The 12,876-nt window shown below is 54.4% G+C and carries 15 protein-coding genes and 1 pseudogene; 1 reads left to right on the top strand and 15 read right to left on the bottom strand.

The features are described 5' to 3' along the window. Nucleotides 1-100: 100 nt before the first annotated feature. The 8 genes from AC6I8V_RS07805 to rluE all read right to left on the bottom strand — a co-directional run bounded on the left by AC6I8V_RS07805 (nucleotide 101) and on the right by rluE (nucleotide 7,914). Nucleotides 101-1,222 carry a ribosomal protein uL16 3-hydroxylase gene (locus AC6I8V_RS07805; RefSeq protein ID WP_497845311.1) on the bottom strand — a complete coding sequence of 374 codons (1,122 nt, stop codon included), beginning with the start codon at nucleotides 1,220-1,222 and terminating at the stop codon, nucleotides 101-103. A gap of 59 nt (nucleotides 1,223-1,281) precedes the next feature. Further along, complete coding sequence (gene phoQ / locus AC6I8V_RS07810) at nucleotides 1,282-2,742, bottom strand: two-component system sensor histidine kinase PhoQ (protein WP_497845312.1); 1,461 nt, start codon at nucleotides 2,740-2,742, stop codon at nucleotides 1,282-1,284. A 3-nt stretch (nucleotides 2,743-2,745) separates the two neighbouring features. Continuing rightward, a complete protein-coding gene (phoP, locus tag AC6I8V_RS07815; protein ID WP_497845313.1) occupies nucleotides 2,746-3,414 on the bottom strand; it encodes a two-component system response regulator PhoP in 669 nt (222 codons plus the stop codon). A gap of 107 nt (nucleotides 3,415-3,521) precedes the next feature. Then, complete coding sequence (gene purB, locus AC6I8V_RS07820) at nucleotides 3,522-4,892, bottom strand: adenylosuccinate lyase (protein WP_497845314.1); 1,371 nt, start codon at nucleotides 4,890-4,892, stop codon at nucleotides 3,522-3,524. 44 nt (nucleotides 4,893-4,936) lie between these two features. Further along, the gene (gene hflD, locus AC6I8V_RS07825; protein ID WP_497845315.1) at nucleotides 4,937-5,578 is read right to left on the bottom strand and encodes a high frequency lysogenization protein HflD; all 642 of its coding nucleotides are present in this window, start codon (nucleotides 5,576-5,578) and stop codon (nucleotides 4,937-4,939) included. Between the two features lie 33 nt (nucleotides 5,579-5,611). Beyond that, a complete protein-coding gene (gene mnmA, locus AC6I8V_RS07830; RefSeq protein WP_497845316.1) occupies nucleotides 5,612-6,724 on the bottom strand; it encodes a tRNA 2-thiouridine(34) synthase MnmA in 1,113 nt (370 codons plus the stop codon). 38 nt (nucleotides 6,725-6,762) lie between these two features. Continuing rightward, entirely contained in the window at nucleotides 6,763-7,239 is a 477-nt protein-coding gene (locus AC6I8V_RS07835) for an NUDIX domain-containing protein (protein WP_497845317.1), read from the bottom strand. Nucleotides 7,240-7,287: 48 nt separating this feature from the next. Beyond that, complete coding sequence (gene rluE, locus AC6I8V_RS07840) at nucleotides 7,288-7,914, bottom strand: 23S rRNA pseudouridine(2457) synthase RluE (protein ID WP_497845318.1); 627 nt, start codon at nucleotides 7,912-7,914, stop codon at nucleotides 7,288-7,290. 131 nt (nucleotides 7,915-8,045) lie between these two features. Here rluE and icd point away from each other — a divergent pair, with 131 nt between their 5' ends. Further along, complete coding sequence (icd, locus tag AC6I8V_RS07845) at nucleotides 8,046-9,296, top strand: NADP-dependent isocitrate dehydrogenase (RefSeq protein ID WP_480370389.1); 1,251 nt, start codon at nucleotides 8,046-8,048, stop codon at nucleotides 9,294-9,296. A 120-nt stretch (nucleotides 9,297-9,416) separates the two neighbouring features. Here icd and AC6I8V_RS07850 read toward each other — a convergent pair whose 3' ends face one another. The 7 genes and pseudogenes from AC6I8V_RS07850 to AC6I8V_RS07880 all read right to left on the bottom strand — a co-directional run bounded on the left by AC6I8V_RS07850 (nucleotide 9,417) and on the right by AC6I8V_RS07880 (nucleotide 12,826). Continuing rightward, a complete protein-coding gene (locus AC6I8V_RS07850) occupies nucleotides 9,417-9,965 on the bottom strand; it encodes an ORF6N domain-containing protein (RefSeq protein ID WP_497845319.1) in 549 nt (182 codons plus the stop codon). Between the two features lie 93 nt (nucleotides 9,966-10,058). After that, nucleotides 10,059-10,250: pseudogene (locus AC6I8V_RS07855) on the bottom strand (hypothetical protein); the annotation flags it as partial. Then, on the bottom strand, nucleotides 10,247-11,380 hold the full coding sequence (locus AC6I8V_RS07860) for a phage integrase Arm DNA-binding domain-containing protein (RefSeq protein ID WP_497845320.1): 1,134 nt from the start codon (nucleotides 11,378-11,380) through the stop codon (nucleotides 10,247-10,249). The pseudogene AC6I8V_RS07855 and the gene AC6I8V_RS07860, both read right to left, overlap by 4 nt. After that, entirely contained in the window at nucleotides 11,355-11,615 is a 261-nt protein-coding gene (locus AC6I8V_RS07865; protein WP_497845321.1) for an excisionase, read from the bottom strand. The genes AC6I8V_RS07860 and AC6I8V_RS07865 overlap by 26 nt, the downstream gene beginning before the upstream one ends. Nucleotides 11,616-11,693: 78 nt before the next feature. Further along, nucleotides 11,694-11,885: a DUF1187 family protein gene (locus AC6I8V_RS07870; RefSeq protein ID WP_497845322.1), complete on the bottom strand. Its 192-nt coding sequence runs from the start codon at nucleotides 11,883-11,885 to the stop codon at nucleotides 11,694-11,696. Continuing rightward, nucleotides 11,873-12,358 carry a class I SAM-dependent methyltransferase gene (locus AC6I8V_RS07875; RefSeq protein ID WP_497845323.1) on the bottom strand — a complete coding sequence of 162 codons (486 nt, stop codon included), beginning with the start codon at nucleotides 12,356-12,358 and terminating at the stop codon, nucleotides 11,873-11,875. Before AC6I8V_RS07875 ends, AC6I8V_RS07870 begins: the two co-directional genes overlap by 13 nt. 156 nt (nucleotides 12,359-12,514) lie before the next feature. Beyond that, entirely contained in the window at nucleotides 12,515-12,826 is a 312-nt protein-coding gene (locus tag AC6I8V_RS07880; protein WP_497845324.1) for a hypothetical protein, read from the bottom strand. Nucleotides 12,827-12,876: the final 50 nt, after the last annotated feature.

A 12,876-nucleotide genomic window follows, 5' to 3' on the forward strand; every position in this document is an offset into this window, starting at 1 on the left:
GCGACGCTGCAACCGTGGGGTGCGCATTAATGCGCACCATTTCACTCCGCACAAACCCGCGCGATAAATCGCGTCGCTACGAATCTGTGCAGGATCGTCTTTAGTCAGCAAAGAACCAGTAGCCGCTATTTACCAGCGCCGCGATTTGCGCCAGCAGTGACGGATCGTCCAGCGCATCACCGAAATCTTCCAGTGTCAGCACCTGACGGTTGGCCAGCGCAGCCAGCACTTCCGGGCGGGTGCAGGCTACGCGTTCGCCGTTAACAAACACCGCATCACCCAGCGTCAATACACGCAGCCCCCCCAGGCGCGTCAGTGCGTCACCCTGTTGCAGCGCATCATAGATCTCATCCGGCTGATACGGTGGCTCCGGCGGTGCGATATCCAGCTCGTGACGCGACTGCGAAATAAACTCACCGAACCACTGGTTAAACTGCTCCGGCTGATTGATCACATCCAGCATCGTCTGACGGATACCATCAATTTCTGATGGCAGGATCTGCGACGGGCAATCACGGGTGGGGACATCCGGGTCGCTGTAGCGATAGCTGCCCAGCTCATGTGCCAGCACATGATCGGCGAAACCGCTGATCAGTTCACGTCCACTCGGCGCACGGAAACCAACCGAGTAGTTCAGCGCGTTCTCCAGCGAATAGCCTTCGTGCGGGAAGCCCGGCGGAATATAAAGAATGTCGCCCGGTTCCATCTCTTCATCGATGATGGCGTCGAAGGGTTCCACCTGTAACAAATCGGGGTGAGGGCAGTGCTGCTTCATCGGCACTTTTTCGCCAACGCGCCAGCGACGACGGCCGGTGCCCTGAATAATAAACACATCATACTGGTCGAGATGCGGACCCACGCCGCCGCCCGGTACGGCGAAGGAGATCATCAGATCGTCGATGCGCCAGTCGGGTAGAAAACGAAACGGGCGCATCAGCGCGGCAGAAGGTTCATGCCAGTGGTTAACTGCCTGCACCAGCAGCGACCAGTTGTTTTCACCGAGATGATCGTAGCTCTGAAACGGACCGTGGCTCACCTGCCATTTGCCGTTCTCATGGCTGACCAGGCGGCTGTCCACCTCGTTTTCCATTGCCAGACCGGCCAGCTCATCAGGAGAAATAGGATCAATGAAGTTTTTAAAACCACGTTTAAGCACCACCGGGCGTTTTTGCCAGTAGCGCTGAATAAAGTCGGGCCAGTTTAGATCGAGCTGATAGTCCATAGAAGGGAGTTCCGGTTAGGGCCATGAATGCCTGCAAGTATAACAGCCCGCAGGAGATTCTACTCGCGACGATGTTCAACTTCCTGCCGCTGGAAAATCACTTCCATGCGTGCGCCGCCCAGCGGGCTGGTGGTGGCGATCACCTGACCCGCGTACTGTTCGAGGATATCGCGCACCACCGCTAAGCCTAAACCCTGACCAGGGCGCAGGGTATCGGCGCGCTGACCGCGCACGAAGATCAAATCACGCTTACTTTCCGGGATGCCGGGGCCATCATCGTCGATAAACAGATGCAGGGCTTTGTCGGTTTGTCGCGCGCTGACTTCGATAAACTCCAGACAATATTTGCAGGCGTTATCCAGCACGTTCCCCAGCACTTCCATAAAGTCGTTTTGATCACCGATAAAGGTCAGTTCGGGGGAGATATCGAGGGTGATCTCAACGCCTTTACGCTGATACACCTTGTTAAGCGCCGAACACAGGCTATCGAGCAGCGCGGAGACCGAATGCAAATCGCGCTGCAACGGGTTGTGGTCCGCCTGCATACTGGCGCGATGCAGGTAATAACCAATCTGCTGCGAGATACGGCTGATTTGCTCCAGCATCACCGGTTCCGCCTGTTCCACCGTCAGCTCTTTGCCACTGCGCAGCGAACGCAGCGTACTCTGCAACACCGCCAGCGGGGTTTTCAGGCTGTGGGTGAGGTCGGAGAGGGTGGTGCGGTAGCGTGTATAGCGCTGGCGCTCGTTGGTGAGCAGCAGGTTAAGGTTGCGCACCAGGCTGCGCAGCTCCTGCGGCGGATTATCATCGAGATTTTCCCGCTGGCCGGTTTCCAGTTCGCGTACCTGAGCGGTGAGATGGCCGATCGGGCGCAGACTCCAGTGCGCCGCCAGCCACAGCAGTGGGATCACCAGCAGCAAATTCGCCGCCAGCACGTAGCTGAACCACGACCACACCACATCCGAATGCTGTAGCTCCTGCGGGATCGAATCGACCACCACAATGGTCAGCGCCGGCAGGTTGGTGGTGGCATCGTAACGGTTGACCGCCACCGAGTGGGTAAAGGTATCGTTGCTGTCGGTGTCCCAGGCGTGCAGGCGTTTTTGCGCCACCAGGCTGTTGCCCATCGCCGCCAGGCTGGTGCGGTTGCTGGTATCAATTTCGTAGAAGTCGGGCTTGAGCAGCCACTCGCGCTGGATTTTTTTGCGGATGTCCGGTACGTCACGCTGCTGCCACAGCAGTTTGCCGTGTTCGTCGTAGATAAATACCAGCGTCGGGAAGTTGAGCGTCATACGCTCCGGCTGCGCAATGGTCAGGCGATTGCCCTGCCACTGGGCGAGGGTAAAGAACAGGTTGCTTTCGCCACGCATCACGCGATAGGTGTTTTTATCGAAGCTCACCACATAACCCACGACGGCGACCATGCCGTAGGAGAGCGACAGGAACAGCACAATGGCGGCGGTTGCCAGCAAAAAGCGGGCGCGCAGGGAAAAAGGACGCAGACGTCGCAACCAGTTCATCAATCAGAGATCGAATCGATAGCCCTGACCACGTACCGTGTTGATCACTTCAGTCGGGTAGAGAGCGAGAATCTTTTTGCGCAGACGCCCCATCAGGACATCAATGGTGTGACTTTCGCGCAGTTCGGCATCGGGATAGAGTTGCAGCATCAGCGAATCTTTGCTGACCACTTTACCGGAGTTGCGGATCAGGGTTTCGACGATGGTGTATTCGAACGCCGTCAGTTTTACCGGCTCCTCATTCACCGTCAGTTCGCGACGGGAGAGATCAACCTGGAATGGCGGCATCGAGATAATCTGTGAAGCATGGCCGCTGTTGCGTCGCATCAGCGCCTGCAACCGGGCTGCCACTTCTTCAATATGGAAAGGTTTGGTGACGTAGTCGTCGGCACCGGCTTCCAGCGCCTCCACTTTCGCCTGCCAGCCTTCGCGGGCGGTAAGCACCAGAATCGGCTGACGAATGGCTTCGCCACGCCAGCGACGGATCAGCGACATGCCATCTTCGTCTGGCAGGCCCAGATCGACCAGCGCGATATCCGGCACATGTTCCTGAAGAAAATAATCCGCTTCTTTTGCATCTTCGGCGGCATCCACCTGATGACCCATTTCGCGCAGTTGTACCGCGAGGTGATGACGCAGCAACGCATTATCTTCCACAACCAGAACACGCATGGCATTTCCTTACTTTCAAACACATTGATGGAGAAAAGTATATGCGAAGCCAGCTAAACCGCAGATTAACGCAGGCGAGCCGCGGCGCGCCTGCGTTTGAGGGGGGATTATTTCAGATCGTCAACCATTTGCACAGCACGGCCGAGGTAGTTGGCTGGCGTCATTTGCTTCAGACGCACTTTTTCCTCTTCCGGCAACTCAAGGCCATCAATAAAGGCCTGCATACCGGCAGCATCGACGCGCTTGCCGCGGGTCAGCTCTTTCAGCTTCTCGTACGGTTTCTCGATGCCGTAGCGACGCATCACTGTCTGAATCGGTTCCGCCAGCACTTCCCAGTTATGATCCAGCTCGTCAAGCAGACGGTCACGGTTCACTTCCAGCTTGGAGATGCCTTTCAGCGTCGCCTGATAAGCGATCAGCGCATAGCCAACGCCAACACCGAGGTTACGCAGCACGGTGGAGTCGGTCAAATCACGCTGCCAGCGCGACACCGGCAGTTTACTGGCCAGATGCTGCATCACCGCGTTCGCCAGGCCGAGGTTGCCTTCGGAGTTTTCGAAGTCAATCGGGTTAACCTTGTGCGGCATGGTGGACGAACCGATTTCACCGGCGATGGTTTTCTGTTTGAAGTGATTGAGCGCTACGTAGCCCCAGATATCACGGTCAAAGTCGATCAGGATGGTGTTGAAACGCGCGATGCAATCGAACAGCTCGGCAATGTAATCATGCGGCTCAATCTGCGTGGTGTACGGGTTCCAGGTGATGCCCAGCGAGGTAACGAAGGCTTCGCTCAGCTGGTGCCAGTCCACTTCCGGGTAAGCGGCGATGTGGGCGTTGTAGTTGCCGACCGCGCCATTAATTTTACCCAGCACTTCGATGCTGCTCAGCTGACGCAGCTGACGTTCCATACGGTAAGCGACGTTTGCCATCTCTTTACCCATGGTGGACGGCGTGGCTGGCTGGCCGTGAGTACGTGACAGCAGCGGAATGTCGCGATACTCCTGCGCCAGACCTTTCACCGCCGCAATGAGTTTGTGCCAGAACGGCAGGATCACGTCACGACGGGCTGTTTCCAGCATCAGCGCATGAGAAAGGTTGTTGATGTCTTCGGAGGTGCAGGCAAAGTGGATAAACTCAGACACCGCGTGCAGCGCAGGCACGTCAGCCACTTTCTCTTTCAGAAAGTATTCCACCGCTTTGACGTCGTGGTTGGTGGTGCGCTCGATGGTTTTGATGCGCGCGGCGTCAGTTTCGTTGAAGTTGGCGACAATAGCATCAAGGAAAGCGTTTGCGTCGGCATCAAAAGCAGGAACTTCCTTGATCTCTGCGGTCGCGGCCAGTTTCTGTAACCAGCGAACTTCAACCTCAACGCGGAATTTCAGCAAACCATATTCGCTGAAAATCGCACGCAGCGGGCTGACTTTATCGCCGTAACGACCATCGACAGGTGAGACGGCGGTCAGAGAGGATAATTCCATCAGTGCAACTCCTGAATCGTTTAACAATTATGCCGGAAGGGCGCTTAATACGCCGTTCCCAGCCGGGATAAAATGGTTTTGGCCTCGCTCAGCAGACGCTGGCGCGAGAACATCAGCTGCAGGCGGCCACCGCCAACCTGCTGCCATAATACGGCAGAACGAATGCCAGCCAGCAGCGCGGCGCGGACGCGGCCCTGAATCTGGCTGCTTTGTAAAATCTGTGGTGATCCGGTCACCTGAATGCGTGGTCCGAGCGGGCTGATCACATCGACATAAATACCGGCCATCGCGCTGGTAATGGTGTCGGATTCCAGTTCATAGTGCGCCAGCTGACGATCAAGCTGGCTGATGCGCTGGGCCAGGGTATTCAGCGCCTGTTTGTTGCCGTGCAGCTTGCGCTCCAGCACCATCAGGCTCAGGGTATAACGCGTCAGTTCCGCGCCCGCGCCCTGACGACTGCTGCTGTTCAGCACCGCCATCATCGTTTCCAGGCCCAGCCGCAGGTTGGCTTCATCGTTGCCATATACCGCCAGCGTCGAGCCGGGATTGAGATCGAGCAGGCTGCGCAGCGACACGCTCAGCGCCGTGTTATTGCAGGTACCCTGATGCGCCAGTTGTTGCACCAGATGGGCTGCCTGACAGACACCCGCCAGCGCCAGCGTGATCTCATAATAGTTCTTAGCCACGGTTACTCCTGTATACGCGTCAGCCGCGCCGATTTAGACCGCTGCCCAGGGCAGACGCTGTTCGATAATGCCGCCACCCAGGCAGACGTCGCCCAGATAGAACACGGCAGACTGGCCAGGCGTAACGGCAGCCACCGGCTCATCAAAACGTACTTCGATGCGATCGTCGCCGTGCGGAATAATTTCGCACGGGATATCGGTCTGACGATAACGGGTTTTCACCGTGCAGCGCAGCGGGGCGGTGATCGGCTGGCGATCGACCCAATGCAGCTGCTGCGCGATCAGACCCACTGACATTAAACGCGGATGGTCGCCACCCTGTGCCACAATCAGGCGGTTACGCGCGACATCTTTATCGACCACGTACCAGGGATCGTCATTGCTCTCTTTGCGTCCGCCGATGCCCAGACCCTTGCGCTGGCCGAGAGTGTGATACATCAGGCCCTGATGTTCACCGACGATTTCGCCATCCACGGTTTCAATCTCGCCCGGCTGCGCAGGCAGATAACGGCCGAGGAAGTCGCGGAATTTGCGTTCGCCGATAAAGCAGATGCCGGTGGAGTCTTTTTTCTTCGCGGTAATCAGATCGAGCTGCTCAGCAATGCGGCGCACTTCCGGTTTTTCCAGCTCTCCCACCGGGAACAGGCTTTGCGCAATCTGCTGGTGGCTGAGGGTGTAGAGGAAGTAGCTCTGATCTTTGTTGCCGTCGAGGCCGCGCAGCAGGCGGCTCTGGCCGTCCACATCCTGGCGGCGCACGTAGTGGCCGGTGGCGATAAAGTCGGCACCGAGATCTTCCGCAGCAAATTCGAGAAACGCTTTAAACTTGATCTCTTTATTGCACAGAATGTCGGGATTCGGCGTACGACCCGCTTTGTACTCTTCCAGGAAGTGTTCAAACACGTTATCCCAGTACTCAGCGGCGAAGTTGACTTTATGCAGTTTGATCCCGAGTTTGTCGCACACGGCCTGCGCATCAGCCAGGTCTTCAGCGGCGGTGCAATACTCCTCGCCGTCGTCCTCCTCCCAGTTCTTCATGAACAGGCCTTCAACCTGATAGCCCTGCTGTTGCAGTAACCAGGCGGAAACGGAAGAATCGACGCCGCCGGACATACCGACGATCACTTTTTTCTGGCTGTTGTCAGACATGACGCACTCTTGATTACGATAAAAACAGGCGGCGTATTCTAGCACGCAGAAGCCGGGTGCGCACCCTCGTGAAACGGCCACTGGAACGGCGCCACCAGATGCAGGGGATAACGTGATCCCTGTAGCCAGAGCCGCACGCTTTCGGCGACCAGTGGCGATCGCAGCTTGTCAGCCGTGAGGATCTGCGCGGGCGGCAGCCACCAGCAGCAATCGATATCCTCGTCATGGGGCGTGGTGGCGACCCGTTCCGGCAGATCCAGCCCAAACAGAAACCGCACAAAAGGCGTATGATCCGGGGCGATCCACTGCTGAACGCCGAGGAAATAGTCGGGCGCGGCAGCAATACCGGTCTCTTCATACAGTTCGCGCTGCGCCGCTTCGGGCAGGGTTTCATTCGCTTCCAGATGACCTGCTGGCTGGTTCCAGGTGGCGCGTCCGTTAATGCGTTCTTCCACCACCAGCAACTGGCCTTCTGCCTGCACCATACAGGCCACGGTGACATGAGGTTTAAACATCGATCCTCCCGGATTGTTAACCTGAAGTTATTGAAAAATGGCGACGCTTTAGGATTTGGGCGTGATATCACGCCACTCGCCCGGTGCCAGATTGTTTAACTGATGCTCCCCCATGGCATAACGGATCAGCCGCAGGGTGGGAAAACCAATATGTGCCGTCATCCGTCGCACCTGACGATTACGCCCTTCATATAACGTGATTTTCAGCCAGCTGGTGGGAATGGCTTTGCGTTCGCGGATCGGCGGCTGGCGCGGCCACAGCCACTCCGGCTCGGCCACGCGTTCCACCCCGGCGGGCAGGGTGGGGCCGTCATTCAGGGTCACGCCACTGCGCAGAGGGGATAAATCTGATTCCTGCGGCTCGCCTTCCACCTGCACAAAATAGATTTTTCCGGTACGTTGACCGGGCTGCGTGAGCTGTGCCTGCAACGCGCCGTCGTTGGTTAAAATCATCAAACCTTCGCTGTCGCGATCGAGGCGGCCTGCGGCGTAGACGTCCGTTACGGGCACAAAATCCTTAAGGGTGCGGCGTCCGGCTTCATCGCTAAATTGCGGCAAAACATCGAAAGGTTTGTTAAAGAGTATGACGCGCACCGGTCCTTTGGGCCGTTTGTCACGGCGGGCAGGGCCGCTGAAACGTTTATCCTGGTGAATTCGTTGAGAAGTTTTTCGCATGGGCTTTGCAGTCGGTGACAATCAGCGCATTATAACGCGAAACTGCGGTGATTGGCGCGGCGGAAATATTCAAGTAGTATTGACGCGCATCTTACAAATCATTAACAAAAAATCGCTCGAAGGAGAGGTTAATGGAAAGCAAAGTAGTTGTTCCGGCGGAAGGTCAGAAAATCACCCTGGATCAGGGCAAACTGGTGGTGCCAAATAACCCGGTCATCCCCTACATCGAAGGTGACGGCATTGGTGTCGACGTTTCCCCGGTAATGCTGAAGGTGGTTGATGCCGCTGTGAAGAAAGCCTACAACGGCGAGCGAAAAATTTCCTGGATGGAAATTTACACCGGTGAGAAATCAGTAGAACTCTACGGCCAGGACGTCTGGCTGCCGCAGGAAACCCTCGATTTAATCAAAGAATACCGCGTTGCCATCAAAGGCCCGCTGACTACCCCAGTTGGTGGCGGTATTCGTTCTCTGAACGTTGCGCTGCGCCAGGAGCTGGATCTGTACGTATGTCTGCGTCCGGTTCGCTACTACACAGGCACGCCAAGCCCGGTAAAACGTCCTGAAGATACCGACATGGTGATCTTCCGTGAAAACTCCGAAGATATCTATGCGGGTATCGAGTGGAAAGCCGGTACGCCGGAAGCGGATAAAGTGATCAAGTTCCTGCGCGAAGAGATGGGCGTGAAGAAAATTCGCTTCCCGCAGCAGTGTGGTATCGGCGTGAAGCCGTGCTCGGAAGAGGGCACCAAACGTCTGGTTCGCGCGGCCGTGGAATACACCATCACTAACGATCGTGACTCCCTGACGCTGGTTCACAAAGGCAACATCATGAAGTTCACCGAAGGTTCTTTCAAAGACTGGGGCTACCAGCTGGTGAAAGAAGAGTTCGGCGGCGAGCTGATCGATGGCGGCCCGTGGATGAAGTTCAAGAACCCGAACACCGGCAAAGAGATCATCGTGAAAGACGTGATCGCTGACGCCTTCCTGCAACAGATCCTGCTGCGTCCGGCCGAGTACGACGTGATCGCCTGTATGAACCTGAACGGTGACTACATTTCTGACGCCCTGGCGGCGCAGGTTGGCGGCATCGGTATCGCACCGGGCGCTAACATCGGTGACGAATGCGCGCTGTTCGAAGCGACTCACGGTACTGCACCGAAGTATGCCGGCCAGGATAAAGTGAACCCAGGTTCAGTGATCCTGTCAGCAGAAATGATGCTGCGTCATCTCGAGTGGTTCGAAGCCGCAGACCTGATCGTCAAAGGCATGGAAGGCGCTATCGCGGCGAAAACCGTGACCTATGACTTCGAACGTCTGATGGAAGGCGCTAAACTGCTGAAATGCTCAGAGTTTGGTGACGCGATTATCGCGAACATGTAATTCCGGCATTCAGAAGCAAGGCCAGCATGAATGTTAAATTTATGCTGGCTTTTTTCTTTCCCCAAAACCCCCCCAAAACTCCCCCCCAAAACTGTATTAAAAAAATACAGTCCTGCGGCGTCAGAACGAGGTGTGTCTCGTCAGGTCGTCCCGGTGAATGACAAGATAGTTAGCCTTCCTGGCGATCTCCAGAAATGCCTCAATCGTGCAAATGTATTCGCTGTCTAAAACTGGCCGCTGGCAGGTCACGAGTCCGTTTTCCATGTAGATTACAAAACGCTGCTTGTGGGGATGGGGGATTTGAGTAGGAGAGGTGGGGGCGGTTTTGAAGTAACTGTCTTCCAGTTTTTCGAAGACATCCCATGCCTGATCTGTTTCGAGCATCTTCGCATGCCGCGCAGCACCGCGTTCTGTCCAGAGGATCAATTTTCGAACGTTAGGGGCTACATTTTGGAAGTATCTTAAAGATACTTTCAGATTTTCTAGGTCTTCACCTTTAACGATAAAATAGTGTTTACCCTCAATGAAACGATCTTTATTTCTGGTGTGCCCTTGCCTGATTCGTACTGGTTCAGTGCCGTACAGCTGGGCCAGCAATTCAGTGGTGATCACTGGGATCTGATTGTGGGAAATGGGGGAAAGAGATTCGACAGTAAGTTGAATAGCCATGAGTGAATTCCCTATGCATTAAGGAAGATCACCACCGTCAGGTTCCAATCATTGGGTGGTGAGACGTACAGGGTTGGAACTACCGGACACTCAAGAACCCGGCGAGCCTCTCGGCTCCCCCGCACGCCCCACCATAATTTTGATGTAGCTGTGCTTTACACATAAAAAAACCGCTGGCGCGGTTATGCGCTTGAGTGTTCACGGGGTTCCAATCCCGGCACCAGATTTTGCTGGTGCGTGGAAAGTATTAATTTTTCCCTTTACGAAGTCAACAATCACCGTCATACCGCAACTACCATCCATTCCTTGCCCCGGTCATCGTTGTATTTGTCCGTCATTTTCTGCGACTTATGCCCCAGCAGGCGTTTTGTATCGACTCCCTGATCACGATAGATACGCTCTGATAATGACCGTTGCTCATGAAATGTTGGAGCCGTTCCGTCTATCCATTCGATGCCGGAGCCGTTCCTGGCTTTTTTAAATGTTGTGGTTATCGAACTGGAAGACACTTTATCCCCGCGCGTCGCCTGGGATGTGCTATGCCTGAAATGAATGAGGTATTTACTGATCACGGCATCGCGGCATTTGCCTATAACATCACGCAGGGTCATATCTATCGCTTCACATTTCAGGTCCAGGGGAATCGCAAGACGGCATCCAGTTTTCTCCTGGGTGACATGCAGCAGATCGTCCCAAATGTCCGAAAATTTCATGTTAGAGATATCACCAATACGCTGGCCCGTTACAAGCGCCAGCAGCATGGCGCACTGGAGATAGGGCGGGTGCTTTTCGGCAACGTTGTAAATGATCTTCCATTCTTCAAGTGACAGACGCTGCCGTGTCACTCTGTTGCGCGGTTGCTTTGTTGCCAGCGCAGGATTGTAACCCGGCGGGACATGCCCCGCATGTTGGGCCTCCCTGAACACATCGACCAGCACCAGGCGGATGACCTGAGCCATTCTGCTATGCCCCTCGGCTTTTACGCAGTCGATAATCTCTGCAATTTCCAGAGTGGTGACATCTTTCAGGTAAAGCATCCCAGCATACTGACGAAGCAGCTCGACAGGACGCTTCTTCTGTTTTACTGAATTTATCTTTATTTCACCGGCTTGAAGTCGTTCCTCCTGGATTTCGAAATAACGTTCAAGCCAGGTAGTCACGGTTATAAATTCTCTGGACTCTTTCATCCTTGCAATTTTTTGATTAACGCTAAGGATCTGACGGGTACGCTGTTCCGCGATAATATCGTTAGCTTCACTGGCGACTTGTTTAGCTTCTTCAGCATCAGTGCCCAGGCCGTGAAACTTGCCTGTGATCGGGTGCTTGTATTGCCAGTAAACTCGGCCTGTCCTTTTATCTAACTTTGAATACAAGTTTGGGATTGTGATCTTATGGGATCGTGGTCGTGCTGCCATCGTTGATAATCTTCTTCAATTTAGGATTTGGATGTTTAGATATTTTTGGCTTCGCTGATATACCAACATAACGAGCCTCACTATCAATCATCCATTTCCTTCCAACTTTTTGGGCCGGTGGTGCGGTCATTTTCGCTTTGGCAAATTGCTTTAAAACTTGAGAGCTGGGGGCGTGGTCACCAAATTCATCTTTAGCCCATTCTTCTAATGTAAGCATTCTCGACATAATGGTCATATCTCTTCATGACCGGCCATCACTGTAGTGCTGACCGGCTTTTAAAACTGAATCACGTAAATCAAAAGGCTGGTGCTCTCAATTTGCTATTACACATTTGAAATCGTGCAGCGTAACCCGCTCACTTGCGGGTAGGCACGCTTTGCGGCCTGCCATGCGTCCGGTCAGCAGCTTTTCACATTCAACTTTGGATAGTTTTTTATCGGAGTAGCGAGTCCACAGGGTGGGTGCTCCCCCGGATTTAATGGCGGTGGCGGTTATTTTGTACATGTTGCCTCCTTCATAAAAACAATCCAGTGGGTTTTGTCACCCTTGCCGGTGCGCTGCCCGAATGCTGGTTCCTGGTCAGTCAGCGCGACCACCTGGCTAACCGGTATCTGCGTTTCGTTCCATTTGAATATCAGGGTGCCGTGTGGCCGCAGCACCCTGAACGCTTCACGGAAACCAGCGCGGATGTCGTCGCGCCACGTTGTTCTATCCAGTGCCCCATATTTCTTGCGCATCCAGCTGTTAATACCGACGCGGACGAGGTGAGGTGGGTCAAATACCACCAGAGCAAAGCTGTTATCGCCGAATGGCAGAGTGCGGAAATCGGCGACCACGTCCGGGGCGATATTTAACGAGCGACCATCACAAAGGGTGTGAAATTCATTGCGGATGTCGACAAATACGACGCGCGGATCTTTTTTGTTGAACCAGAACATGCGGGAACCGCAGCACATATCAAGGATGGGGCGCAGCATTCTCAGCCTCCTTTTCCTGCTGCCATGCTTTCGCCATAAACTCTTCGCTGAATTCCATTTCAGGTGCCTGCACAAAAGCGATATACGCTTCCTCCTGGCAATTAGTGCAGTACTCGGAAACTTTGCGGCATCCGCAGTTTTCGCAATATTCGGCCATTACTCATCGCCCTCTGTGGGAAATAAATATGTGTCGTCAGGAACTTCTATATTTAATTGCACACTGCATCCGTGCTCATGCGTTGTGTAGGTTACGGGCCATTCAGGTGTCGAAATATTTTCACCAACCTGACTTATGCCAATACTCCAGAGGCCAGAATCAAGGTAATAACCAATAATCCGCATTTCACCCTGTTCTGATTTCAGGTGATAAATTCCCGGCTTGTCATAACATCCAATTTCTTCGCGGATTGCACCTTCACATTCAAAAAGGTCATCACTGGCGCCATAAAATCTCAGTGCTTTAGTCATGCTGTTTACCTCATGGGTTAATTTTGGCGTAAGCAGTCCCCTGACGGTTT

Source organism: Pantoea sp. X-Soil-TKNS-1207, assembly GCF_059730485.1.

What these genes read in the sequence shown, in the direction of transcription:
- AC6I8V_RS07880 (WP_497845324.1), bottom strand. Translation starts at nt 12,826, where the DNA reads ATGACTAAAGCACTGAGATTTTATGGCGCCAGTGATGACCTTTTTGAA.
- AC6I8V_RS07860 (WP_497845320.1), bottom strand. Translation starts at nt 11,380, where the DNA reads ATGGCAGCACGACCACGATCCCATAAGATCACAATCCCAAACTTGTAT.
- AC6I8V_RS07805 (WP_497845311.1), bottom strand. Translation starts at nt 1,222, where the DNA reads ATGGACTATCAGCTCGATCTAAACTGGCCCGACTTTATTCAGCGCTAC.
- AC6I8V_RS07835 (WP_497845317.1), bottom strand. Translation starts at nt 7,239, where the DNA reads ATGTTTAAACCTCATGTCACCGTGGCCTGTATGGTGCAGGCAGAAGGC.
- rluE (WP_497845318.1), bottom strand. Translation starts at nt 7,914, where the DNA reads ATGCGAAAAACTTCTCAACGAATTCACCAGGATAAACGTTTCAGCGGC.
- AC6I8V_RS07865 (WP_497845321.1), bottom strand. Translation starts at nt 11,615, where the DNA reads ATGACCATTATGTCGAGAATGCTTACATTAGAAGAATGGGCTAAAGAT.
- purB (WP_497845314.1), bottom strand. Translation starts at nt 4,892, where the DNA reads ATGGAATTATCCTCTCTGACCGCCGTCTCACCTGTCGATGGTCGTTAC.
- phoP (WP_497845313.1), bottom strand. Translation starts at nt 3,414, where the DNA reads ATGCGTGTTCTGGTTGTGGAAGATAATGCGTTGCTGCGTCATCACCTC.
- AC6I8V_RS07850 (WP_497845319.1), bottom strand. Translation starts at nt 9,965, where the DNA reads ATGGCTATTCAACTTACTGTCGAATCTCTTTCCCCCATTTCCCACAAT.
- mnmA (WP_497845316.1), bottom strand. Translation starts at nt 6,724, where the DNA reads ATGTCTGACAACAGCCAGAAAAAAGTGATCGTCGGTATGTCCGGCGGC.
- phoQ (WP_497845312.1), bottom strand. Translation starts at nt 2,742, where the DNA reads ATGAACTGGTTGCGACGTCTGCGTCCTTTTTCCCTGCGCGCCCGCTTT.
- AC6I8V_RS07870 (WP_497845322.1), bottom strand. Translation starts at nt 11,885, where the DNA reads ATGTACAAAATAACCGCCACCGCCATTAAATCCGGGGGAGCACCCACC.
- AC6I8V_RS07875 (WP_497845323.1), bottom strand. Translation starts at nt 12,358, where the DNA reads ATGCTGCGCCCCATCCTTGATATGTGCTGCGGTTCCCGCATGTTCTGG.
- icd (WP_480370389.1), top strand. Translation starts at nt 8,046, where the DNA reads ATGGAAAGCAAAGTAGTTGTTCCGGCGGAAGGTCAGAAAATCACCCTG.